Annotated in this window: 19 protein-coding genes; 12 read left to right on the forward strand and 7 right to left on the reverse strand. The window is 57.8% G+C overall.

The features are described from left to right. Both CA832_RS02900 and CA832_RS02905 read right to left on the reverse strand, forming a co-directional pair. Positions 1–2,004 carry a fumarate reductase/succinate dehydrogenase flavoprotein subunit gene (locus CA832_RS02900; RefSeq protein ID WP_088340050.1) on the reverse strand — a complete coding sequence of 668 codons (2,004 nt, stop codon included), beginning with the start codon at positions 2,002–2,004 and terminating at the stop codon, positions 1–3. 2 nt (positions 2,005–2,006) lie between these two features. After that, positions 2,007–2,675, reverse strand: coding sequence for a succinate dehydrogenase cytochrome b subunit (locus CA832_RS02905; protein ID WP_088340051.1), 669 nt, complete (start codon positions 2,673–2,675; stop codon positions 2,007–2,009). 177 nt (positions 2,676–2,852) lie between these two features. Between CA832_RS02905 and CA832_RS02910 the strand changes: the two genes are divergently transcribed. Beyond that, positions 2,853–3,752 carry a RimK family alpha-L-glutamate ligase gene (locus CA832_RS02910; protein WP_088340052.1) on the forward strand — a complete coding sequence of 300 codons (900 nt, stop codon included), beginning with the start codon at positions 2,853–2,855 and terminating at the stop codon, positions 3,750–3,752. After that, positions 3,730–4,698 (forward strand): succinylglutamate desuccinylase/aspartoacylase family protein, encoded by a 969-nt coding sequence (locus CA832_RS02915; RefSeq protein ID WP_088340053.1) that lies wholly within the window; start codon positions 3,730–3,732, stop codon positions 4,696–4,698. The genes CA832_RS02910 and CA832_RS02915 overlap by 23 nt, the downstream gene beginning before the upstream one ends. 20 nt (positions 4,699–4,718) lie before the next feature. Here the strand turns inward: CA832_RS02915 and CA832_RS02920 are convergent, their stop codons facing one another. From CA832_RS02920 to CA832_RS02930, 3 genes are all read right to left on the reverse strand, one after another. After that, positions 4,719–5,303 (reverse strand): PepSY-associated TM helix domain-containing protein, encoded by a 585-nt coding sequence (locus CA832_RS02920; RefSeq protein ID WP_088340054.1) that lies wholly within the window; start codon positions 5,301–5,303, stop codon positions 4,719–4,721. A gap of 76 nt (positions 5,304–5,379) precedes the next feature. Continuing rightward, positions 5,380–5,769, reverse strand: coding sequence for a DUF2721 domain-containing protein (locus CA832_RS02925; protein WP_088340055.1), 390 nt, complete (start codon positions 5,767–5,769; stop codon positions 5,380–5,382). 1 nt (position 5,770) lies between these two features. Continuing rightward, a complete protein-coding gene (locus CA832_RS02930; RefSeq protein WP_088340056.1) occupies positions 5,771–8,617 on the reverse strand; it encodes a beta propeller repeat protein in 2,847 nt (948 codons plus the stop codon). Positions 8,618–8,731: 114 nt separating this feature from the next. Here CA832_RS02930 and CA832_RS02935 point away from each other — a divergent pair, with 114 nt between their 5' ends. Together CA832_RS02935 and CA832_RS02940 are read left to right on the forward strand one after the other, a co-directional pair. Beyond that, positions 8,732–9,019, forward strand: coding sequence for a hypothetical protein (locus tag CA832_RS02935; protein ID WP_088340057.1), 288 nt, complete (start codon positions 8,732–8,734; stop codon positions 9,017–9,019). Between the two features lie 86 nt (positions 9,020–9,105). Next, on the forward strand, positions 9,106–10,401 hold the full coding sequence (locus tag CA832_RS02940; RefSeq protein ID WP_088340058.1) for an aminopeptidase P family protein: 1,296 nt from the start codon (positions 9,106–9,108) through the stop codon (positions 10,399–10,401). Between the two features lie 123 nt (positions 10,402–10,524). On the opposite strand, the gene CA832_RS02945 is transcribed toward CA832_RS02940, so the two are convergent. Next, entirely contained in the window at positions 10,525–13,656 is a 3,132-nt protein-coding gene (locus CA832_RS02945) for a WD40/YVTN/BNR-like repeat-containing protein (protein WP_088340059.1), read from the reverse strand. 186 nt (positions 13,657–13,842) lie between these two features. On the opposite strand from CA832_RS02945, the gene CA832_RS02950 reads away from it, so the two are divergent. The 8 genes from CA832_RS02950 to CA832_RS02990 all read left to right on the forward strand — a co-directional run bounded on the left by CA832_RS02950 (position 13,843) and on the right by CA832_RS02990 (position 23,118). Then, a complete protein-coding gene (locus tag CA832_RS02950) occupies positions 13,843–14,856 on the forward strand; it encodes an Ig-like domain-containing protein (protein WP_088340060.1) in 1,014 nt (337 codons plus the stop codon). Between the two features lie 31 nt (positions 14,857–14,887). Continuing rightward, positions 14,888–15,232: a hypothetical protein gene (locus CA832_RS02955; RefSeq protein WP_088340061.1), complete on the forward strand. Its 345-nt coding sequence runs from the start codon at positions 14,888–14,890 to the stop codon at positions 15,230–15,232. 140 nt (positions 15,233–15,372) lie between these two features. After that, positions 15,373–16,959, forward strand: a complete 1,587-nt coding sequence (locus CA832_RS02960; RefSeq protein ID WP_088340062.1) for a serine hydrolase domain-containing protein — start codon at positions 15,373–15,375, stop codon at positions 16,957–16,959. A 36-nt stretch (positions 16,960–16,995) separates the two neighbouring features. Continuing rightward, the gene (locus tag CA832_RS02965) at positions 16,996–18,390 is read left to right on the forward strand and encodes a glycoside hydrolase family 30 protein (RefSeq protein WP_088340063.1); all 1,395 of its coding nucleotides are present in this window, start codon (positions 16,996–16,998) and stop codon (positions 18,388–18,390) included. 23 nt (positions 18,391–18,413) lie between these two features. Further along, positions 18,414–19,196: an agmatinase family protein gene (locus CA832_RS02970; RefSeq protein ID WP_088340064.1), complete on the forward strand. Its 783-nt coding sequence runs from the start codon at positions 18,414–18,416 to the stop codon at positions 19,194–19,196. A gap of 98 nt (positions 19,197–19,294) precedes the next feature. Then, the gene (locus CA832_RS02975; RefSeq protein ID WP_198944433.1) at positions 19,295–20,398 is read left to right on the forward strand and encodes a DmpA family aminopeptidase; all 1,104 of its coding nucleotides are present in this window, start codon (positions 19,295–19,297) and stop codon (positions 20,396–20,398) included. Between the two features lie 581 nt (positions 20,399–20,979). Next, complete coding sequence (locus CA832_RS02985; RefSeq protein ID WP_088340067.1) at positions 20,980–21,765, forward strand: 3-keto-disaccharide hydrolase; 786 nt, start codon at positions 20,980–20,982, stop codon at positions 21,763–21,765. A gap of 15 nt (positions 21,766–21,780) precedes the next feature. Continuing rightward, on the forward strand, positions 21,781–23,118 hold the full coding sequence (locus CA832_RS02990; RefSeq protein ID WP_088340068.1) for a Gfo/Idh/MocA family protein: 1,338 nt from the start codon (positions 21,781–21,783) through the stop codon (positions 23,116–23,118). Between the two features lie 40 nt (positions 23,119–23,158). On the opposite strand, the gene CA832_RS02995 is transcribed toward CA832_RS02990, so the two are convergent. After that, complete coding sequence (locus tag CA832_RS02995) at positions 23,159–23,878, reverse strand: hypothetical protein (protein WP_088340069.1); 720 nt, start codon at positions 23,876–23,878, stop codon at positions 23,159–23,161. Positions 23,879–23,965: the final 87 nt, after the last annotated feature.

The following is a 23,965-nucleotide window of genomic DNA, read 5'->3' on the forward strand; positions in this document are numbered from 1 at the left end:
TTATTTGTAGCTTCTGGTTTTCAGTTCAATGTTTTCGAATTTCAGGTCTTCCTTGTGCAGCACGGCATCTTTGGGTTCCCCCTTGTATTCCCACGCCGCTACGTAGGTGAAATTCTCGTCGTCCCGGAGCGCTTCGCCCTCGGGGGTCTGGTATTCCTCCCGGAAGTGCCCGCCGCAGGATTCATTGCGGTGCAGGGCGTCCTTGGCAAAGAGCTCCCCGAGTTCGAGGAAATCGGCCACGCGACCGGCCTTCTCGAGTTCCGGGTTCATTTCGTCCATGCCCCCAGGGATGGAGACCTCGCGGTAGAACTCCTCGCGCAGCTGGGCAATCTCTTCGATAGCTTCCTTCAGCTCTTTTTCGTTCCGGGACATCCCGCACTTGTTCCACATGATCTTCCCGAGCTTTTTGTGGAAGTAGTCTACCGGTTTGGAGCCTTTATTGTTGACGAGTTTCTCCATCCGCTCCCGCACTTCCGCTTCAGCTTTGTCGAAAGCTTCGCTGTCTGTGGGGATGGGTCCGGTACGGATATCGTCGGCCAGGTAATCCCCAATGGTATAGGGCAGGACAAAGTAGCCATCGGCCAGCCCCTGCATCAGGGCTGAGGCTCCCAGGCGGTTGGCCCCGTGGTCGGAGAAATTGGCTTCCCCGGCGCAGTAGCAGCCCGGGATGGTGGTTTGCAGGTTGTAGTCTACCCAGAGCCCGCCCATGGTGTAGTGGACGGCGGGGTAAATCATCATCGGGGTCTTATACGGGTTCTCGTCTACGATTTTCTCGTACATCTGGAACAGGTTGCCGTATTTGGCGGCGACTACCTCTTCGCCTAGGCGGGTGATGGTTTCCGCATCGGCATCCTTCATCCCGGAGGTGAGGGCTTTCTCTTTCCCGTAGCGCTGGATGGCAGCGGCAAAGTCCAGGTATACGGCCTCCCCTGTCTTGTTCACCCCAAAGCCGGCATCGCAACGCTCTTTGGCTGCGCGGGAGGCAACATCCCGGGGAACCAGGTTCCCGAAGGCCGGGTAGCGCCGCTCCAGGTAGTAATCGCGGTCTTCTTCGGCCAGCTGGGTGGGTTTGAGTTTCCCTTCCCGTATGGCTTTGGCGTCCTCCAGTTTTTTGGGCACCCAGATCCGGCCGTCATTCCGGAGGGATTCGGACATCAGGGTGAGTTTGGACTGGTGTTCTCCGGAAACCGGGATACAGGTGGGGTGGATTTGCGTAAAGCAGGGGTTGGCGAAGAACGCGCCGCGGCGGTGGGCCCGCCAGGCTGCAGTCACATTGCTTCCCATGGCGTTGGTGGAGAGGAAAAATACGTTTCCATACCCCCCGGTGGCCAGGATTACCGCATGAGCGGAATGCCTTTCGATTTCCCCGGTAACCAGGTCGCGGGCAATAATCCCGCGCGCCTTGCCGTCTACCAGTACCAGGTCCAGCATTTCATGCCGGTTGTAGGCTTTGATTTTCCCCCGGTTGATCTGCCGGTTCATGGCCGCATAGGCACCCAGCAGGAGCTGTTGCCCGGTTTGCCCCTTGGCGTAGAAGGTACGGGATACCAGTACCCCCCCGAAAGAGCGGTTGTCCAGCAGCCCTCCGTATTCGCGGGCGAAGGGCACCCCCTGGGCCACACACTGGTCGATGATATTCACAGACTCCTCGGCCAGGCGGTACACGTTGGCTTCGCGGGAGCGGTAGTCACCCCCTTTTACGGTGTCGTAGAACAGCCGGTAAGGGCTGTCTCCATCCCCCTGATAGTTCTTGGCGGCATTGATTCCCCCCTGGGCAGCAATACTGTGCGCCCGCCGTGGGGAGTCCTGGTAGCAGAAGGTTTTCACATTGTACCCCAGTTCGGCCAGGGTTGCCGCAGCCGATCCTCCGGCAAGCCCGGTGCCGACTACGATAATGTCGATGTTCCGCTTGTTGGCAGGGCTCACCAGGTTGATGTCGTTTTTATGCTTGGTCCATTTCTCGGCCAGCGGGCCGGAGGGGACCTTAGAATCCAGGATTCCCATAATTAATGCGTTATCGGATTAAAATGATGGTAGAGGGCGATAAAAATAAAGAGCAACGGCACCACGATGGCGTAGAGCCGGGTGAAGTTGCGGATGCCCGGGCTGTATTTGTTGTTCAGTCCCATGGACTGGAACGAGGAGGCAAACCCATGCCAGAGGTGCAGGGCCAGCAGCACAAAGGAAACCACGTAGATGGCGGTCCGCCAGAACGGCTCGAATTTTTCGACGGTTTCCGCATAGTAGCGGGTGGGGTCCTGCGGGTTGGCTTCCACGTACTTGTAGGCGATTTCATGCACCCAGAAATCGTAGAAGTGGAGCCCCAGGAAGGCCAGGATCACTAAGCCGGAGATAATCATGTTCCGGGATACCCAGGGCGCGTTGGCGCTGCCCTTGTACTGCACGTACTTCACGGCCCGCGCCTTGCTGTTGCGCACCTCCAGGACAAAGCCCATCACAAAGTGCACAATGACCCCGGCAATGAGGATGGGTTGCATGATAAACTGCACGATTCCATTGTAGCCCATAAAATGGGACATGGTATTGAAGGTGTCCGGGCTCACCACCGAGGTAAAGTTGATGGTGACGTGAAGCAAAAGGAAGAGCACCAGGAAAAGCCCGGAAAGGGCCATCACGACCTTTCGGGCAATAGATGAGGATGCGAATCCGCTCATAAGGAGTTGGTTTATTTTAAAGCCCTACAAAAATACGTGCTGAACGGCGTTTTAACAAACTTTCGGCCGGGGGCTGCCCACATTTAGAACGGTTTTAAGAATTCTACCTGCGCAGTGGCTGCCATCGGTTAGGGGATTCCCCGATTTTCCACGATATTGGGGGCCAGAACCCGGCCCATGAAATCGCTCGACATCGGTATCCTTTCGGTAAGCCTTTCGGTGTATTCCACCCAGCGCCTGGTGGAAGAGGCCCGAAAGCGCGGCCACTATGCCGAACAGGTAGACCATTCGCGCTGTTCCGTCCTTTTGGGATGGGAAGGGGCGGGTATCCTGTACGAGGGGGAGGATATCTCCCGGTCCTTCGACCTGGTGATCCCGCGCATCGGGGCCAAGCTCACCCGGCATGGGGCGGCGGTGGTCAAGCAGTTCGAGAACCACGGGGTTTTCAGCACGGCCCGTTCCCTGGGGATCGCCCGGGCCCGCAACAAGGCCCGGACCCTGCAAATCATGGCCCGCAAGGGCATCCCCATCCCCAAAACACTGTTTTCCATCGATCCCGAAACCATTGCAGACCAGCTGGAGTTGCTGGGCGGACCGCCTGTGGTGGTCAAGCTGCAGGAAGGCACCCAGGGTCTGGGCGTCATCCTGGCCGAGTCCCAGGCGTCCGCCCGGTCCCTGATCGATACCTTCTATAAAATGGACGCCGGCATCCTGGTCCAGGAATTCATCCGGGAGGCGGCGGGCGAAGACATCCGTATCCTGGTGGTAGGCAACCGGGTGGTGGCTGCTATGAAACGGCAGGGCGTGGAAGGGGATTTTCGGGCCAACGTCCACCGGGGCGGGACGGCCCAGGCCGTATCCCTCAGCCCGAAGGAGGAAGCCATTGCCCTGGAGGCGGCCCGCCACCTGAGCCTGGGGGTTGCCGGGGTGGACCTGATCCGGTCGCAAACCGGCCCAAAACTCCTGGAGGTCAATGCCTCCCCCGGGCTACAGGGCATTGAAGCCGCCACAGGGGTCAATGTGGCGGAAGCCATCATCAAATACGCGGAGGAACATGCCCACAGAAAAAGGAAATAACACCCTGGAAATATCCGGGACCCCCATCCTTCCCGGGGAACGCAAGCGTGTGGAAATCCCCATCGGGCGCCTGCCCACCGGGACCCTTATCGACATCCCGGTATACGTCTTCAATGCCGAAAACCCCGGGCCGGTCCTGCTGGTTCAGGCCGGGTTGCACGGCGATGAAATCAACGGGGTGGAGGTGGTACGCCGGATGCTCCAGAAAAACCTGTTCCGGGTGACCCGGGGTGCGGTTATGGCCGTCCCGGTACTGAACATCTACGGGTTTATCCATTTTTCCCGGGACATGCCAGACGGCAAAGACGTCAACCGGAGTTTCCCGGGAAGTGAAAAGGGCTCCCTGGCCAAACGGATGGCTTACCACTACCAGGAGCAGGTCATGCGGCAGATGGACCTGGCTGTGGACCTGCACACGGGCGGGGCCCAGCGCAGCAATTACCCCCAGGTCCGCTATACGCCCGGGGACCCGCAGAGCCAAAGCCTGGCAGAAGCTTTTGGCGCCCCCCTGTATTTCGGGTCCAAGCTCATACGGGGGTCCTTCCGCAAGGCGGCCCACGACATGGGGAAACCCACCATTATCTATGAGGCCGGGGAGAGCAAGCGCTTCGACGAGCAGGCCATCCGGGAAGGCGTACAGGGCATCCTCCAGCTCATGCGGCACCTGGAGATGATCCATGCTGTACCCGCGCTCTATGCTGAGCGATACCCCTCGGTCCACGTGGCGCAACGGCGGTGGCTGCGCTCCCCTATGGCGGGGATGTTCATCCCCGAGGTGATTAACGGCAGCCAGGTTTCCAAAGGCGCCACCCTGGGGATGGTGACCGACACCTATGCCCAGCGGGAGAAAAAGATACGGGCCCCTTATGACGGGGTTATCCTTGCCTTAAACCACCAGGCGGTGGTCAACCAGGGCGATGCCTTGTTCCACATCGGGCATTCCTGAACATTTAGAAAATGAAGCGTCTAGCCCTTTCGCTGGCGGCGGAGCCGTTTCGGGCCGTACCAGAGCCAGAATCCGGTAATGGTAAACAGGACCAGGGCCAGGGACATCAGGGAGGTATATAGGAGTTTAAAAACCCCGCCCCACCCGAGTAGATCATCTACGTAGGAGCCGTCGTGCAGGTTTTCAAACAAATCGCTGTTGCGCTTGCCGGCATGGAGGATTTCCCCGCTGCCCCCATCGACCTGTATCCCGACAAACCCGGGGGTAAAGACCACTTTCAGCACGCCTTTGTCCGGGTCAGCTTCTAACCGGTCCAGGGCGTAGGCCTCTGCCGGATAGTGTTCGGTGTAATAGGCCTCGGCTGCCGCATAGAGTTTGTGCAGGGGCTTCCACTGGCGCAAGTCTGTTTGTGTTCCGGTACGGGTCTTGGGCAGGATGAGGTCCCCGGTGTTTTTCTTCCACCCCAGCAACCCGCCGGTTACCGCAATGGCAAAAAAGAAGATGAACAAAAGGGCCCCGGTCCACCGGTGGATTTTACGGAAGACCCGCAGCAGGTATGCCTGGCGCTGCCTGGAACCGGATGAACTCTTATTCGTTTTGGACATTGGGATCGATTGGGGCGGGAAGATCGAAAATCCCCCTGAAACCCGCTGCTAAAAATGTGTTAAACGCCGGGTTTGCTCACGAACCCAGGTCCCGCAACTGGATACCCAGGGCCCTCGTGGAGAGCCTGACTTCCCAGAAGGACAACACCAGGGACACCATCAGGAAGATCAGGCTGAGCCCGAACACCCCATTGGCCCACATCCGGAGTTCCACATAGATCAGGAACATGCTTACCGCCGCCAGCAGGAAACTGGCAATGGAGGTCGATTGCATGTCCTTGATGATCTGCAGGCGTCGGGTCAGGGATTGGATCTGCTGTTCCAGGGGGGTGGCCTGGGTTTGCCGGAACTCCCTGTGCAATTCGCGGATAAGGGCCGCGATGGCCAGGTAGCGGGCGTTGTAGGCCAGCATGCTCAGGGAAATGGCCGGGAACAGCAGGGCCGGGATGCTCAGGCTGAGTTCCATCTTATTCTATTTTGAAATCTGCGTGTTCCACAGCACTGCCCAGGGAGAGCTCCACCTGGTAGGCCCCTTTGGGCAAATAGGTCTTGCCGTTGTCCGCCTCTTCGAGCTTGGTTTTGTACTTTTTCAGGTATTCGGCCTGGCCACTTTTGGAGAAGGCCACATCGTAGGAGAGGATGTTGAAGCCCGGCTCTGCCTGCATCTGCGTCTCGCTGACCGTAATCCCATCCGCGGTTTTGACCCGGGCCGATACCGTGCCCCTGCTGCGGCTGTAGAAGGTGACGTCCAGGCCCGGGGTGTACGCCTCGCTCCAGGAAGACCATGACCTGCCCCAGCGACCCGAATGCCGCAGGTTCTCCAGGGCATAGACCCGGATGTCTTTGTCGAGGTCCTGGGCCGAGGTTTGCTGCAGGGCATTTACATCGGCCTTGTAGATACTCCTCCCGTGGGTGCCCACCAGCAGGTGCCCTGCCTGGGGTTGTACCACCAGGTCGTGGACCGCCACAGGGGGCATCCCGTTTTCCATGAGCTGCCAGCTTTTGCCCCGGTCCAGGGAGACATACAGGCCATTGTCTGTGCCGGCGTAGAGCAGGTTTTCATTTTTAGGGTCTTCCAGCACCACATTTACGGGCGAATGCGGGATGCCACCTGCAAGGGAGGACCAGGTTTTTCCATAGTCCTCGCTCACGTAGATGTAGGGGGTGAAATCGTCCCAGCGGTAACCGTTGAGCGCTGCGTACACCCGTTCCTTTTTATGGGCCGAAGCGACCACGCGGCTTACCCAGAGTTCCCCCGGAAAGCCATCGGAAATGCGCTCCCAGGACCCGCCCCCGTTCTGGCTTACATACACCAGGCCATCGTCCGAGCCGGTGTAGAGTAGACCAAACTGGAAGGGGGATTCCGAGAGGGTGGTAAGAGTGCCATAGGCCACATTCCCCTTTTTCCCGCCCCGGGTAAGGTCATCGGAAATGGCCGCCCATGTATCGCCCCGGTCCATGGAGCGGTGTAGTTTGTTGCCCCCCAGGTACAGGATGTCTGCATTGTGGGGCGAGAGCAGGATGGGGGTCTGCCAGTTAAAGCGGTAGGGGGCTTCCCCCAGGGTGTGCTTGGGCTGTATGGGCGTGCGTTTTTCCGTATCGCGCTCAATGCGGAAGTAATTCCCGAACTGGAACCCGGTGTAAACCACATTGGCGTTGCGGGGGTCCACTTCCACCTGCATCCCGTCGCCGCCCAACAGGCGCTTCCAGGGGTAATCTCCCGTATCGTGCCAGGCGCTGGATTCCTCGGCCGTGTGCGGGCCCTCCCAAACCCCGTTGTCCTGCAGGCCGCCGTATACGTGGTAGGGCTCCTGGTTGTCTACTTCTATGGCGTAGAACTGCCCCACTTCCGGGGCGTTGTTCTTGATCCAGTGCGCCCCGTAATCGTAGGTGATGTTGATCCCGCCGTCATTGCCGTTGATCAGGTGGCCGGGCTGGTCCGGGTTGATCCAGAGGGCATGGTGGTCCGAGTGCACGTTGTCCCCGTCTATGGCTTTAAAGGTCTTCCCCCCGTCTTTGGAATAGAGCTGGGGCACCCCGGCAATATAGATCTGGTCCTTGTCGTAGGCCGCCACCTCGATTTGCCCGAAGTAATATCCGTAGCTGTAGTACAGGTCGTCTATGTACCCCTCGTGCGTTTTGGCCCAGCTGCGCCCGCCGTCGTCAGAGCGATAGACTTCCGCCCCAATCACCGGGGTGTCGAACAGTAGGGAATTGGCGTCTTCCAGGTAGGTGGCCAGGTCGGCGGGTTTCACCTTGCCCGAGCGCACCATGTCTTTTACCCCTGTGGCCGAATACTCCCGGGGGAAGCGGTTGCTGCGCAGGTATTCCGCCAGCTTGCCGTTGTCCAGGTCCAGGAAGGCCTTATTGGACATCTTTTTAAACTCCTCCTTGGTGAGGCCTTCAGCGGCGTCACCCCCTTCCTTGGGGCGGCGATCCTGGTTGTCCAGCACGGCGTATACCGTATTGGCATCGAAGGCTGCCAGGCCAATCCGGCCTACCCCGGGCCCGGTCGGGAACCCGGAACCGGCCTCGCTGACGCGGTTCCAGGTAATGCCCCCGTCGATACTTTTATAAATGCCGGAGCCCTGTCCGTTCCCCGTAAAGTTCCATGCCTTGCGGTCCCGCTCCCAAACCGAGGCATAGAGGATATCCGGCCTTCCGGGCGCGGCTACCAGGTCTATCCCCCCGGTGTTGGCATCGATGTAGAGGGTGCGCTGCCAGGTCTGGCCCCCGTCCATGGTGCGGTATACCCCCCGCTCCTCATTCGGGGAATATAAGTGCCCGGCCACCGCTGCCACCACCACGTCCGGGTTATCCGGGTGGATTACGATCCGGCCGATGTGGTGGGAGTCCGGCAGGCCCATAAAGGACCAGGTCTTGCCGAGGTCGGTGCTTTTGTACATCCCGATGCCCGCATAGGAGGAGCGGGAGGCATTGTTCTCCCCCGTGCCGGCCCAAACTGTTCCGCTGGGCCAGTGTACCGTCACTGCCCCCAGGTTCTGGGTCGGGGTCTGGTCCATGACAGGGGTAAAACTCGTGCCGTTGTTTTGGGTGTGCCAGAGACCCCCGGAAGCGTAGGCTACAAAAAACTCCTCCGGCCTGTCCGGGTTCACGGCCAGGTCCACCACGCGGCCGCTCATGATGCTGGGGCCGATATTGGACAGGCGCAGGTTTTTAACCAGGGAGCGCCCGGCCATTTGAGCCTTCTCGTCCAGCGCTTTGCGGACGGTGCCGGCAGAGGTGGGCGGGGTCTGGGCCCAGAGCCCAGTGGTAAGGGCAAGGCTGAAAAGGGAAAGTAAAACGTGTTTCATGGGTATGGGTTTAAAGCCTGTTGAATTGCGCAATGCTCAGTATTTTCAGAAAAAGATTGCGCAGTTCCTTAAAATAGTGTTAATTTATTTCCGGTTTTAAAAACAACAAGACGTATGGAAGAGTATCTACCATTGATTATCCAGTTGATTTCCGGTGCCGTTGGCGGCAATGTAGCCGGAAAGATATTGAAAAATCTATCGTTGGGCACGCTTGGAAATTCCCTGGCCGGAATTGTCGGTGGGGGTGTAGGCGGCTGGCTCCTGGGCATGTTGGGCCTGGGCGGGGCAGACGCAGGCGCGATGGACGTTTCCGGTATCCTTGGGAGCGTTGCCGGCGGCGGCGTAGGCGGGGGCGCGGTAATGGCCGTGATCGGAGCCCTGAAAGGCGCATTTACACGTTGATATCTAACCAACCTACATACCTCCGGGGGCTTTTTAAGTCCCCTTTTTTTATGCCGAATCCCTACCTTTGAAGAAAGCATAATCCCATGAAATACGACCCCATCCCTTCGGACCTCTTTGTCCGCAACCGCCGCAAATTTGCCGAGCGCATGGTGCCCGGAAGCCTTGCCGTTTTCAACTCCAATGACATCTATCCCATTGGGGCAGACAGCACTATGCCCTTCCAGCAGGCCCCGGATATTTTCTACCTCAGCGGGGTGGACCAGGAGGAATCCATCCTGCTGCTGTTCCCGGGGGCGACCAACCCCAAACACCGGGAAGTCCTTTTTGTGAGGGAAACCAACGACCACATTGCCGTTTGGGAAGGGGCGAAACTCACCAAGGAAGAGGCCTTTGCCGTTTCCGGGATCCGGACCGTGTACTGGTTGCAGGACTTCGACAAGGTCTTCTTCGACCTGATGACCGAGGCGGAAACCATCTATTTCAACACCAACGAGCACTACCGCCAGGCCGTGGAGACCGAAACCCGGGAAGCGCGGTTTATCAAAAAGTGCAAACAGGAATACCCGGCCCACAGGGTGGCCAAGAGCAACCCGATTCTGCAGGAGATCCGGGGGGTGAAGGAGCCCGAAGAAATCGAGCAGCTTCGCACCGCCTGCGGGATTACTGAGAAGGGGTTCCGCCGCGTCCTGGGCTTTGTAAAACCCGGGGTTTGGGAATACGAAATTGAGGCGGAGTACCTCCATGAGTTTATCCGCAACCGCTCCAAAGGGTTTGCCTATACGCCCATTATCGCTTCGGGCAACAACGCCAACGTGCTCCACTATATCGAAAACAACCAACAATGCCAGGCGGGGGACCTTATCCTGATGGACGTGGGGGCGGAGTATGCGAATTATTCCAGCGACATGACCCGGACCATCCCCGTTAGCGGGCGGTTTACCGACCGTCAGAAACAAGTATACCAAGCGGTATTAAAGGTAAAGAACCTGGCCACTCAAATGCTGGTGCCCGGTACCCTCTGGGCGGAATACCACAAGGAAGTGGGCAAGATCATGACCTCCGAACTCCTGGACCTGGGCCTGCTGGACAAGGCAGACGTCCAGAACGAGGACCCGGAGTGGCCGGCCTATAAGAAATACTTCATGCACGGGACCAGCCACCACCTGGGCCTGGACACCCACGACTACGGGGCCTTGAAAACCCCGATGAAACCCAATATGGTTTTCACCGTGGAGCCGGGGATCTACATCCCGGCGGAAGGCTTCGGCATCCGCCTGGAAGACGACGTGGTGATCCAGGAAACCGGGGCGCCTGTAAACCTGATGGCGGATATACCCATTGAGGCGGAGGAGATTGAAACCCTGATGAATCAGGGTTAAATTCCAAATTCCAAAACCTAAATTCCAACTTTACCAACAAACTTGGAATTTGGAATTTGGTGCTTGTAAATTAAAAACCCCGGCTGAATAGCCGGGGTTTTTCGTGCGTAATTCAAAAAACAACTACTCTTCTATAAAGAGGTAGTTTAGGTTCAGGTCGTTAAAGGCCTTGTTGAAGGCGGCAATTTCTTCATCGACCATTTTGTCGAAGGCTTCCAGCTGGGTATTGATGGCTGCCGTAAGTTCGTTTTTAACCGCGATGTCCTGGGCTGTGGGCGGGAAGTCGTCCAGGCCTACCAGGGAGTTGAGGTGCCCCAGCTTGTTGGTCAGCCGGATCGGGAAGTTCAGCGGGTCCTGGTTGCTCCGGTTCTGGGTCTGGTACAGGGCCTTCTCGATTTCCCCGAAGCCTTCCTTCATGGCCTTGGCTTTCTCCACCAGCGCTTCGGTGGCGGTATTGTCCTTGTACTGCTTCATAAAGGCATCGAGCTGCTCGTTTACCTTGCGGATCTTTTCAATGGACTCGTGGGCCCGGTCTACCGTGGCATTGACATCCGTGATAAAATCGTGTTGCTTCTGCATGTCGGCTACGCTTACCTCTGCCCTGGGGTCCGGCAGGATTTTAAAGCGCTCGGACTGGGTCCCGGAAGCGGTGGTCAGGTGGACCTGGTAGTCCCCTGGGACCGCCTTGGGTCCATTCAGGTTGGCCCACCAGAGGATCATGCCGGGCAGGCGCCTGGCTTCCTTACCGCGGGTATCCCACACATGGGTGTTGCCACCTTTTTTAACGGACAGCTTCATGTCCTTGTCTTCGGCATAGGTGCTGAAATGGGCCAGGGTATCCGCGCCCTTGGTGTAGGTAAGCGCCACACTGTCCTTCTCGCTGAAATCCTTCAGGTAGAAGTGCGTCACCACCCCTGCCGGGTGGTTCTGCCCCTCCGTGAGGGAAGGGGTGCTGCGCGCCCCGCCTTTGGTGCGGTAGGCGTCCTTGGGCTGGTAGAGGACGGCATCGGCACTTCGGGTGGTGTTATCCAGTTGGTGAAGCACGGTTAAGTCGTCTATAATCCACAGGCTGCGCCCCTGGGTAGCCACAATCAGGTTGTTGTCCTTAATGGCCAGGTCTGTGATGGGCACAATGGGCAGGTTCAGCTGGAAGGGTTTCCAGGAAGCCCCGTCGTCGAAGGAAATGTACATGCCCGTCTCCGTACCGGCATAGAGCAGGCCCTTGCGTTTCGGGTCTTCCCGGACGACGCGGGTAAAGTGCTCCCCATCTATACCGTTCGTTATTTTTTGCCAGGTCTGCCCGTAATCCGTGGTTTTGTAGAGGTAGGGCTGGAAGTCCCCGAGCTTGTAGCGGGTGGCTGCCACATAGCAGGTGCCTTCGTCGAAGGCCGACGGTTCCACGCTGTTGATCATGCTCCACTCCGGCATCCCGGAAGGGGTCACATTTTCCCAGCTCTCCCCGCCGTTACGGGTCAGGTGGAGGAGGCCGTCATCGCTTCCCACCCACATGAGACCTTCGCGCAGCGGACTTTCATTGGCTGCAAAAATGGTACAGTAGTATTCTACCCCGGTGTTGTCCTGGGTGATGGGCCCGCCGCTGGAAACCAGTTTGTCGGGGTCGTTGCGGGTCAGGTCCGGGCTCAGCAGCTCCCAGCTCTGCCCTTCGTTCGTGCTCATGTGCACGTGGTTGGAGAAGGTGTAGAGCTTCTTGGGGTTGTGGCGGGAGAAAATAATGGGGAAGTTCCACTGGAAGCGGTACTTCATCCCCTCGGCCCCATACCCCATGGGGTTGTCCGGCCAGACGTTGATGGCGCGAACTGTCCCGGCATCGTGGTTTACCCGGGTGAGGAAGCCGCCGTAGCTGCCCCCGTATACGATGTCGTCGTTCTCCGGGTCTACGGCAATGTGGGCCGATTCGCCCCCTGCTGTTTCCTCCCAGTCCTCATCCCCAATACCATACCCGTCGGAGCGGTGGCGGATGCGCACCGTGGAGTTGTCCTGCTGGGCCACATAAATGCGGTAAGGGAAGGCGTTGTCTGTGGTTACCCGGTAAAACTGGGCCGTGGGCTGGTTGTAATAGGTGCTCCAGGTGGTGCCTCCGTCGTAGGAGATCTGGGCCCCGCCGTCGTCCCCGATAATCATGCGCTGGGGGTCTTCCGGGGCAATCCACAGGTCGTGGTGGTCGCCGTGGGGGGCGTTGAAGGTATCAAAGGTCTTGCCTCCGTCGGAGGATTTGTGGTACCGTACATTCAGTACGTACACCACATCTTCGTCCTGGGTGTCTGCATAGACCCGGGTGTAGTACCAGGCCCGCTGGCGCAGCTTGCGCTCGCTGTTGACCTGGGCCCAGGTTTTCCCGCCGTCTTCGGAGCGGTAAAGCCCGCCCTTGTCTTTATTTTCCACAATGGCCCATACGCGCTGGGGGTTTACGGGGGAAACCGTTACCCCTATAATCCCGAGGGTGCCTTCCGGGAAGCCTTTGTTTTTGGAGATCTCCGTCCAGGTCTCCCCGCTGTCCGTAGACTTCCAGAGGGCCGAACCCTCGCCCCCGCTGCTGAGGCTGTAGGGGGTGCGCTGTACCCTCCAGGTACTGGCGTAGAGGATGCGCGGGTTGGTAGGGTCGAAGGTAAGGTCTACCGCCCCGGCCTGGTCGTTTACATAGTGGACCTGCCGCCAGGTCTTGCCCCCGTCGGTACTTTTATAGATGCCCCGCTCCTGGGTGGGTTTGTAGATGTTCCCCAAAACGGCCGCAAAAACCGTATTGTGGTCGGTAGGGTGGACTTTGAGCCTGGGGATGTGGCGCGATTTTTCCAGCCCGGCCGCCTGCCAGGTTTTCCCGGCGTCCTCGCTTTTCCATACGCCATACCCGCTGGAGACGTTCCCCCGGACGGTCTTTTCACCCCCGCCCACGTAGATGACGTTGGGGTCGCTCTTGGCCACTTCCACGGCCCCGATGCTCCCGCCGAAATACCCGTCGGAGATGTTCTTCCAGGTTCGGCCCCCGTCCTGGGTGCGCCATACCCCGCCCCCGGTGGCGCCGAAGTAAAACAGGTTGGGTTGCCCGGGCACCCCGGTTACCGCAGCCGAACGCCCGCCCCGGAAGGGCCCTACCAGGCGGTATTCCAGGGAGGAATACAGGCTTTGGTCGAAGGTGTTGGTGGTTGTGTTTCGGTTGCGTCTCTGGCTTTCCCCGTTCCAGGGCAATAGGCCAATGAAAAGCAGGAGGAGTCCCGCCCTCAACATAGATGTTTTCATGTCAGCAGTAATTCGAATTAGTCAGCTGTTGAAGATACAAATAGTTTGGGTTTCCTACCGGGCCAAAAACGGCTAAACCCTATTTTGGTTGGGTTGCCTTCGGCCTGGAGACGGCATTCACCACAACTTTGGGGCGGCTTACCACAAAAATTATCAGGGCCGCCCCCATCCGTTTAGTTTTGAAATATGCAGCAGCGCGTCCAGACTCCTAATCGCACCCTGGTACCTGTACTGCTTTTGGCCACCTGCTTTTTCTGTGTTCAGGCCAGGAGCCAGAATGTAGCACCCGTTGCCCAGCCGGACACCTATTCGGCATGGTACAATTTGCCTTTGGCTGTTACCGCGGCCAACGGGGTACTGGCCAACGACACCGATGCCAACCCCGGGACTGTACTTACCGTGGGGACTACCCCGGTTTCAGGTCCTGCCAATGGCTCCCTGATGCTAAATTCAGACGGAAGTTTCACCTATACTCCGAATACCGGATACACCGGCTCCGACAGTTTTCAATACGAGGTTTGCGACGACGGAGCCCCCAGGCCGGTGGTCTCCCAATTCGATTTCGACACCCCCGCCCTGGAAACCGCTACCGTGGGCCCGGATGCTACCCGGGTGCATAACAATGCCGTCCAGACCGATTGCGGGATCCGCATTGGCAGCGGGGCTGGCGGAGGCGTGGGGATCGATGTCAGGGTGCCCAATACCGGGAATATTTTTGGCTTCAGCAGTTTCCGGGTTTCCTTCGAATACCGGGACCAGGAGAGCGTAGCCGATATCGTGACAGCAGACAATTTCAGGATCTACCACATTGGCGGGAATACCCTTGGGGTACAGGTGGAGGTCATAGACGGGGTTACCGGGACGCTTACCACCTACACCCAGAGCCTCGGGAACTTCCTGCCCGGCAGCAACCTCTACAGCGTGGAGTACGATGAACTTACGGGGGATGTAACCTACACCGCCAACGGCACCACCACCGTTTTCAATGTGGCCCCGCCCCGATCCCCCCTGGATGTTTCCCAGGCAGACGACATTACCATCGGCCGGTTTATGGACAACAGTGGCTCTTCCCTCCCCTCGCTGTGTTTTATTGCCTTTCAGGACACCAGCAAAATGTGCGCCACCGGTACCGTAACCCTCAACGTGGTGGCCTCCGTGATTACCAACCGCCGCATTACCTACCGGGTAAACCCCGATTAAGCAGGTCTTTTCCATTGCCTATCTTTAGGGCATGACACGCGAACGCAAACTCCAGATCGGTTTTATTGCCGGGGTTGTCCTTGTACTGCTTGGAACCCTGGACCCCTTGGAGGGCAGTATCCTTGTAGGGCTGGGCAGTGTGGTCCTGGCCGTGGTGACCCGCCTCTTCCGGGACCCCCATGCGCGGTATTACCGCATGGCCGCTATCCTGATCCTTGTTGGGGTTGCGGCGCTCTGGGCCCTCTCTGCCTTGGGAGGCTTCGGCGGGGAAAGCAGCCTGGGCTACGGGTGGTCCCTGCTGATTGCGCCCTATCCCGTGGGGTGGCTGATGCTGTTGGTGTTGTTTTATCTGAGGTTGTTTGTGAAGGGGAAGTAGGGGGGCGGTTCCTTTTAGGGGGCCCACCCGCCCGCCCAATTCCAAAATACCCCTGGCCCCTGCAACGGGCAAGCAGGGCCAAAACCCACCCTCAGGTTTTCCCTCCCGAATTCGTACCTTTTCCCTTCAAACCCGAACCGATGAAACGCATTACCGCCTTCCTGGTGCCAGCCTTCCTGCTGGCCAGCCTGCTCTCCTGCAAGACCGAACCCCAAACCCAGGCAGATACCACCCCTGCCCAGGTACAGCACCCCGCTTCCCAGAATTACCGCCCAGCGCGTTTTAAGACTGACGACCGGGCGGAGAAAATCCGGGGGATAGCCGATACCCTCCACCAACTGATGGTGCAACACATGGAAGAGGAGCACATCCCCGGCATCGCCTATGGGGTGGTGGTAGACGGCGAGTTGGTCCTGGCCTCCTCTGCCGGGGTCCTGGATTTGGAGGCCGAGCGCCCTGCAACCACAGAATCGGCCTTCCGGATTGCCTCCATGAGCAAGAGCTTTACGGCCATGGCCATTGTAAAACTCCGGGATGAAGGCAAGCTCCGCCTGAGCGACCCGGCCGAGGAATACATCCCTGAAATGGCCGGGCTGGAATACCTGACTTCGGATGCCCCGCCCATTACCATCGAGAACCTGCTGACCATGACGGCCGGCTTCCCGGAGGACAACCCCTGGGGGGACCGGCAGCTGGATGAACCGGAGCAGATGCTCACCGAATTCATGTCCGGCGGGGTTTCCTTCAGCAATACGGCCTCCTTCGAATACGAGTATAGCAATACCGGGTATGCCCTGTTGGGGCTGATCATTTCCCGGGTATCCGGCCAGCCGTACCAGACGTATATCCGGGAGCAGATTTTTAAGCCCCTGGGTATGGAAAACACCTATTGGGAATATGACAATGTGCCCGCAGAAATATTGGCCCACGGGTACCGTTGGGAGGAGGAGCAGTGGAAGCCCGAGCCCATGCTGCACGACGGATCTTACGGTGCCATGGGGGGGCTTATTACCAGCATCGAGGACTTCAGCAAATACGTAAGCCTGCACCTATCGGCCTGGCCGCCGCGGAGCGGGGAGGAGACAGGCCCCATCGGGCGGAGCAGCCTCAGGGAAATGCACCAGCCCCGTTACCCACGCCTGTACGCCGAGGGGCGGGATTGGAACAGCGAGCCCTGCGCGGTACTGTCCGGCTATGGGTATGGCCTGGGAAGCACCACCTTCTGCAATGGGGTGCGGCAGGTATCTCACGGGGGCGCCCTCCCGGGTTTCGGGAGCAATTATGTGTTTTTCCCCGAATATGGGGTGGGCCTTATGGCCTTTGGCAACCTGACCTATACCTCGCCCTGGCCCTTGCGCTCCCTCTATCAGCTGCTGTTTGACAAACTAGAGCTTCAGCCCCGCGAACTGCCCGTTTCCGACATCCTGGAAACGCGCACCCGCCAAGTGGCGGAATGGGTCCGCACGGGGGATGAAACCCTGGAGGCGGAACTGATGGCCGAGAACTTTTTTATGGACCATTCCCGGGAGATCCGCCGGGCCGAAATCCAGGACATCCTGGAACAGGCCGGGGAAATCGCGTCGGTGGAACCCATCGACCCCCAAAACCAGCTTCGGGGCCGGTTTGAGATGGTGGCCGCCAATGGGAAAATTTCAGTTTTCTATACGCTCACCCCGGAAAAAGACCCCAAGGTGCAGCAACTGGATGTCCGCTATGAACCTAACTAATATGTACACCTGCCTAAACGACCTAATCCCCGTCCTATGACATTCCGATATTTCTTCCTCCTGCTTTTAGGGGTTGCCGCCTACCAGGCCCCGGCCGAACCGGAAGGCACCGTGGTCCGCTACCGCACCACCCTGGACAAACAACTGCTGTTGCAGCCGGATACCCTGACCCTGGAGGCCCCCATGGCCGCTCCTCAAACTATTGTACTGGATACGGCCGCCACCTACCAGACCATGGATGGGTTTGGCTTTACCCTTACCGGGGGGAGTGCCCTGAACCTGCAGCGGATGAGTGCCCCTGCCCGGGCTGCCCTCCTGCAGGAATTGTTCGGGGACGGGCCGGAGGACATTGGCATCAGCTACCTGCGCCTGAGCGTGGGGGGCTCGGACCTGGATGAGCATCCCTGGTCTTATGACGACCTGCCCCCGGGCGAAACAGACCCGGAACTGGAGCATTTCTCCCTGGGCTACGATACGCTGTATTTGATCCCCACGTTGAAGGAAATCCTGGCTATCCAGCCCGACATTTTGCTGATGGGGTCCCCCTGGTCACCCCCGGCCTGGATGAAGGACAATGGAGATACCCGGGGCGGCAGCCTGTTGCCCGAATTCTACCCGGCCTATGCCCGGTACTTCGTGAAATACATCGAAGGCATGGCAGCCCATGGCATCCGGATCGATGCCATTACTGTGCAGAACGAACCCCTGCACCCGGGGAACAACCCCAGCCTGCTGATGCTGGCCGAAGACCAGGCCGATTTTGTGAAAAACCACCTGGGCCCGGCCTTCCGTCAGGCGGGGATCGACACGAAAATCGTCGTGTACGACCACAACGCGGATAAGCCCGAATACCCCATTACCATCCTGGACGATCCGGAGGCCGCACAATATATTGACGGCTCGGCCTTCCACCTTTATGGGGGTACTATCGATGCCTTAAGTACCGTTCACCAAAAACACCCGGACAAGCACCTCTATTTTACGGAGCAGTGGATCGGGGCCCCGGGCGACTTTGCCGGGGACTTCAGCTGGCACATCTCCCAACTGATGATCGGGGCGCCCAATAATTGGAGCAAGATCGTGCTGCAATGGAACCTGGCGGCAGACGAAAACCAGGACCCGCATACGGACCGGGGCGGGTGCGACCGCTGCCTGGGCGGGGTGACCCTACAGGGAGATGCCGTGACCCGGAACCCGGCCTACTACATCGTGGCCCAGAATTCGAAGTTTATCCCAAGGGGCTCGGTGCGCATCGGCTCCGGACAATTGGACGGCATCGGCAATGTGGCCTACCGCACCCCGGAAGGCCACCTGGTGGCGCTGCTTCAGAACCAATCGGAAGAGCGCCGGCAGATCGGGGTGCAATTTGGGGACCGGGCTGCAGCCATGTGGCTGGAGGCCGGGGAAGTGAATACGATGGTCTGGGAATAACGGGCGTTTAACTTCAAGCATTTATGATACACCTGCAGGGTATCCTTTTCGATGAAAAATCTTCCTTTTTGCAGGGGCCGGCCAAAGCCCCTCCGGCACTCCGTGCGGCCTACCACAGTGCCTCGGCCAACTACTATTCGGAGTCCGGTCTTGAGGTGGGACCAAAGGTGTTTGAAGACAAAGGGGATTTCAAGCCCGCCCATTACCTGGACATTGAACCCATCACCCGGGCCAACCTGGAAGGGGCCTCCGGGCTCATCAGCTTTGGAGGGGACCACTCGGTCAGCTATCCCATTTTAAAAGCCATCCACCAGGCGCATGGCCCCGTGGAAATCTTACACATCGATGCCCATGCGGACCTGTACGATTCCTTCGAAGGGGATCCCCATTCCCATGCCTGCCCTTTTGCCCGCATCATGCAGGACGGTTTGGCCAGCCGGTTGGTGCAGGTCGGAGTGCGGACGCTGAATACCCACCAGCGCGACCAGGCTGCAAAATACGGGGTGGAGGTGGTGGAAATGCGCCACCTGGACCTGGGGCGCTTCCCTGTTTTTGAGAAACCCCTGTACATCTCGGTGGACCTGGATGCGCTGGACCCCGCCTTTGCGCCCGGGGTCTCTCACCACGAACCCGGAGGGCTCACCACCCGGGAACTCCTGCATATCCTGCAATCGGTAAAGGCGCCTATTGTAGGGGCCGACATTGTGGAATACAACCCGGAAAGGGACATCAACGGTATGACGGCCATGGTCGGGGCGAAGCTATTCCGGGAGCTGCTCTCTGGGATGCTTTCGAATTCTTCTTAAAAAAACCGCGGACGCGCCCCCACCCCCCGCCCACATCCAAAATACCCCACCCCCCTGCACCCCCCAATCATCTAAGAATCGCTACCTTAAAACCTGAAATGAAACCACTACCCACCTTAATCCTGATCTGCCTTATGGCTACTGCATCTGCCCAGACCCGCCTGCGCGACTACGGTATAGACCTGGGCGTCCTCCGCCCCGGGACCCACAACGCCATTACCGATGTGCCCGGGGTTACTGTGGGGCACACCACCCTCATAGAAGGAGACAGCATCCGCACCGGGGTGACCGCCATTTTGCCGCACAGCGGGAATATTTTCCAGCAGAAAGTGCCGGCTGCCATCTATATCGGCAACGGGTTTGGGAAGCTTGCGGGGTACTCCCAGGTGGAAGAGCTCGGCACCCTGGAAACCCCCATTGTCCTGACCAATACCCTGAGTGTGGCCACTGCAATCGATGCGGTTGTTTCCTATACCCTGAACCAGACGGGCAATGAAGAGGTCCGCTCTGTAAACGCGGTAGTGGGGGAAACCAATGACGGGTATTTGAACGACATCCGGGGCAGGCATGTGTGCGAAGCCCACGTCCTGGAGGCCATCGCTAGCGCCTCCGGCGGGCCCGTCCCCGAAGGCAACGTGGGGGCCGGCACCGGCACGCGCGCCTTCGCCTTCAAGGGTGGTATCGGTACAGCATCCCGGGTCATCCCGAAAAAAGACAACGGCTACACCGTAGGGGTCCTGGTGCAATCCAATTTCGGCGGGGTCCTTACCTTGAACGGAAAAAACCTTGCCAAGGCCCTCGGCATTATCCCCCGCAATTACCAGTACGACACGGACGGCTCCTGCATGATGGTGGTGATCACCGACGCCCCCCTGGATGCCCGCAACCTCAAGCGCCTGGCCAAGCGCTGCATGCTGGGCCTGGCCCGCACCGGAGGCATTGCCAGCAATGGCAGCGGCGACTACGTCATTGCCGTTTCCACGGCCGAAGAAAACCGCATCCCCTACACCCCGGAGGGGATGACTTCCACCATAACCACGGTTCATAATGACTTTATGTCTCCGTTATTCCTGGCCGCCATTGAGGCCACGGAAGAGGCGATTTGGAATTCGCTCACTGCGGCAGAGACGATGACGGGACATCGAGGGAGGGTTGAGGCCTTAGATATGGGGGAGGTTCTTCAAATCCTGAAGGAAGATTAGTTCGCCGCAACTGCGTCGCGGCTCACAGGATTCCACTTTCTTTTACTGGTCCAAAACTTTAACTGTTCATTTTCTTTGCTTGCCCAAAGAAAACGAACCAAAAGAAAGGGCACTTTTTGGGAGGCAATTGAAATGCTTCCGCATTCCAACCGGTAGGCCAGGACTAATTTGTCTCCAAGGCTTCGCCAAATCTTAACGCCCTGGCCTCCCTTTGCTGCCAAAAAGGAGTTTGCTGGCTGCTCTATTTACGGCTCTCCTTCGTCGGCCGCACGCCTTCCTCGATTTGCTACGATTCAGAACTTATGCCGAGTTTTAGGAATACCTCGAAGCATGGTAGCGATAGCGGTGGCGCAAGCGGATATGCGATCTGCGAAGCAGATGGAAAGCATGGAGCGACCAGCGACAGCCGCGGTTTTGCGACGGCAAAAATCGCATCGAATGCTTCGAAAAAAGGTCCTTTTCTTTCCCTCTTTCTTTTGGACCAGCAAAAGAAAGAGGAATAAAAGCGAACCGCGACGCCGTCGCGATGAGCCTTTAACTTCAAAGACTAATTCGTACTTTAGGGAATCAAACCAACCTAAATGAAAACCCCCCTTCTTTTTCTTTCGCTTTTAGCGCTCCTGATTTCCTGTAAAAACGAACCCAAAGAACAGCCCGCTGAACCCGCGGTAGCCACGGAAGAACCGGCCGAATGGCAAATGCTTTTCGATGGAACCTCCCTCGACGGATGGCGCGGCTATAACATGGACAGCCTGCCACCTGGGTGGACAATACAGGACGGGACGCTGGCGTTCGATACCGAGCTGGGCCTGGAGCAGGACTACACCGGCGGGGTGGACATTATTTACGGGGCGGAGGAGTTTGAAAACTTCGAGCTGTATTTGGAATGGAAGCTGCCGGAAGGCGGGAACAGCGGGATTTTCTACCATGTGAAAGAGGGGTATGAGAGCATCCCGCAGGTGGCCCCGGAGTACCAGCTCATTGACGATGAGAACTACGCCCGCATCCACGATATTACCGAGTATAACCTGAGCCTGGGGTATACGGAAAACCCGGGTGAGCTGAAGCCGCTGCAAAGCACCGGGGCGGACTATGCTATGCACCCGCCGGACCCGGGGAAAATCCTGCACCCGGTAGGGGAGTGGAACTCTTCGAAAATCGTCTTTACCCCGGAGAAGGTAGAGCACTGGCTGAACGGCAAACTCCTGCTCTCCTTTGTGCCCTGGGACGAAGCCTGGGAGGCCCAGAAGAACTCCGACAAATGGAAGACCAGCCCGGACTACGGCATCCACAAAACAGGCTATATTGCCCTTCAGGACCATGCCAGCCCCATCTGGTTTAGAAACATTAAAATTCGCAAACTGTAACCGAACCCATCCGATATGAACAAACGGGATTTTATCAAGAAAAGCAGCCTGGGCGCCCTTGGCGTGGCCCTGGCCCCCTCCTTTTTGCAGAACCTTAAAAACCTGGGCCCGGCAGACCGCCTGCGCACGGCCCACATTGGCCTGGGCTACCAGGGGTTGGAAGATTTGCGGGACATTGCCTCCCACCCGCAGGTGGACGTCGTAGCCCTCTGCGATGTGGACCAGGTGGGCATCGACAAGGCCCTGGCCGCCCACCCCGGCGCCAAGACCTTCAAGGACTACCGGATCATGCTGCGGGAGATGAAAGACGAGATCGATGCGGTCATTGTGGCCACCCCGGACCATACCCATGCCCCGGCCTCGCTTATGGCTATGGAAATGGACAAGCCGGTGTACTGCCAAAAGCCGCTTACGCACTACGTATCGGAATCCCGCGCCATGAAAAAACTGGCCGAAGAAAAAAATCTGGTGACCCAGATGGGCATACAGGTGCACTCCTTCTACGACTATATGCTGGGCACCCTGCTCATCCGCGATGGGATTATCGGGAAGGTGCATACCGTCCGCGCCTGGAGCCCCAAAACCTGGGGGTACAACGGGCCGGCCCCCGAGGGGTCGGACCCCGTGCCGGAGACGTTAGACTGGAATTTGTGGCTGGGCACCTCCCCGGAGCGGCCCTATAAGGATGGCTACTACCATCCCACCAACTGGCGGAAAATAATGGATTACGGCTGCGGCACCCTGGGCGACATGGGCGTGCATATTTTCGACACCCCCTACAACGCCCTGGAGCTGGACGTGCCCTATACCATTAAGACGGACTGCCGCCCCCCTACGGGCTTTGGCTTCCCGGAAAACAATGTGGTCACTTATGAGTTCCCCGGCACGCCGTACACAGCCGAAAAGCTCACCTGGATCTGGTCCGACGGCCCCGGCGCCCCGGCGCCCCATCCGGACCTGGAATTACCTGGAGGCGAAGCCCTCCACGACCAGGGGGCGATGTTTATGGGCGAAAAAGGGAAGCTCTACCTCCCGCACTTTATGCTGGAGCCCAAGCTCATCGTAGACGGGCAGTACGTGCCCATGGATGTGGAGAAATACAACCTGGGCACCCCCGTGCGCAATTACGCCACGGAAAGCCCCAAGCACTACCACCAGTTTGTGGATGCCTGCCTGGGCAAGGGCGAGTGCTCGGCCCCCTTTAGCTATGCTGCCCGCCTTACCGAAACCATCCTGCTAGGGGTTATCGCCGGCCGTTTCCCCGGCCAGACCCTGCATTGGGATGCGGAAAAGGCACAGTTTGCGGAAGCCGAGGCGAACCAGTATTTGAGTGGGGCGTATCGGGAGTTTTGACGAATCAAAAAAGGGCATTTTAACCGAACAATTTTGGTTCCTATTGTTCAAAAAAGAATTCGTGAATTTTAATTAAATCTCCACGACCAATTTGAATTAGGTTCATGGTCTCGTTTAGGTAAATTCCCAGCGAACGTTCGTTATAAATAAATCTCATTTCAGGAGAATAATCTGTTACGAGATACATATCTCCATCAATTTTATAAAAATCGATATCGGCGTTCTTAGATTTTACCCCTCTATTCACCACCTTTCCCGTTAGTAGTGATTCTCGAATAAGATTTTCATTTGCTTGTCCGGAAGCTACTTTGGTATAGGCAATCATCATTTTCATCCATTCCTCTGAATCGATTAGGAACCATCTGACTTTACTAAAATCTATCCCATACTCATTGATCCAACCAAAGCTTGTAAACCCAAAAAGCACCCATTTCTTTCCTAAAACAGGTTCATCGTCATCAATATCGAACTCTTGAATTTTCCAGGTAATCAAAGAAGTGGCCGACATGTCTTTCACTTTCTTGCCGTCAAAGTCAAGAGTTTTAAGAGAGAATTTAGTGAACTCAGGATGATTAATAAGAAGCCATTCTGTAGCTCTTAATTCAGCCTGCTCTTTCATTTGTTCAACAGCTGCAACACCAACTCCAATAGCTAGAACACCACCCGCAACTGCGGCAATTGCCGCCGCGTCATCTTGTGCTTTTGTGTTTTGGGGGACTAAATAAAGAATGACCGTTAGTACAATAAGTGCTTTTTTCATTGGGAGGTTGTTTTGGTTTAACTAATAATTTGGATGAGAATATTTTTGAGATTCTCATCTAATTCATTCTCGTAAGATTCTTTCGGA

Origin of the sequence: Robiginitalea sediminis (genome assembly GCF_002198115.1) — a bacterium.
Classification (GTDB): Bacteria; Bacteroidota; Bacteroidia; order Flavobacteriales; family Flavobacteriaceae; genus Robiginitalea; species Robiginitalea sediminis.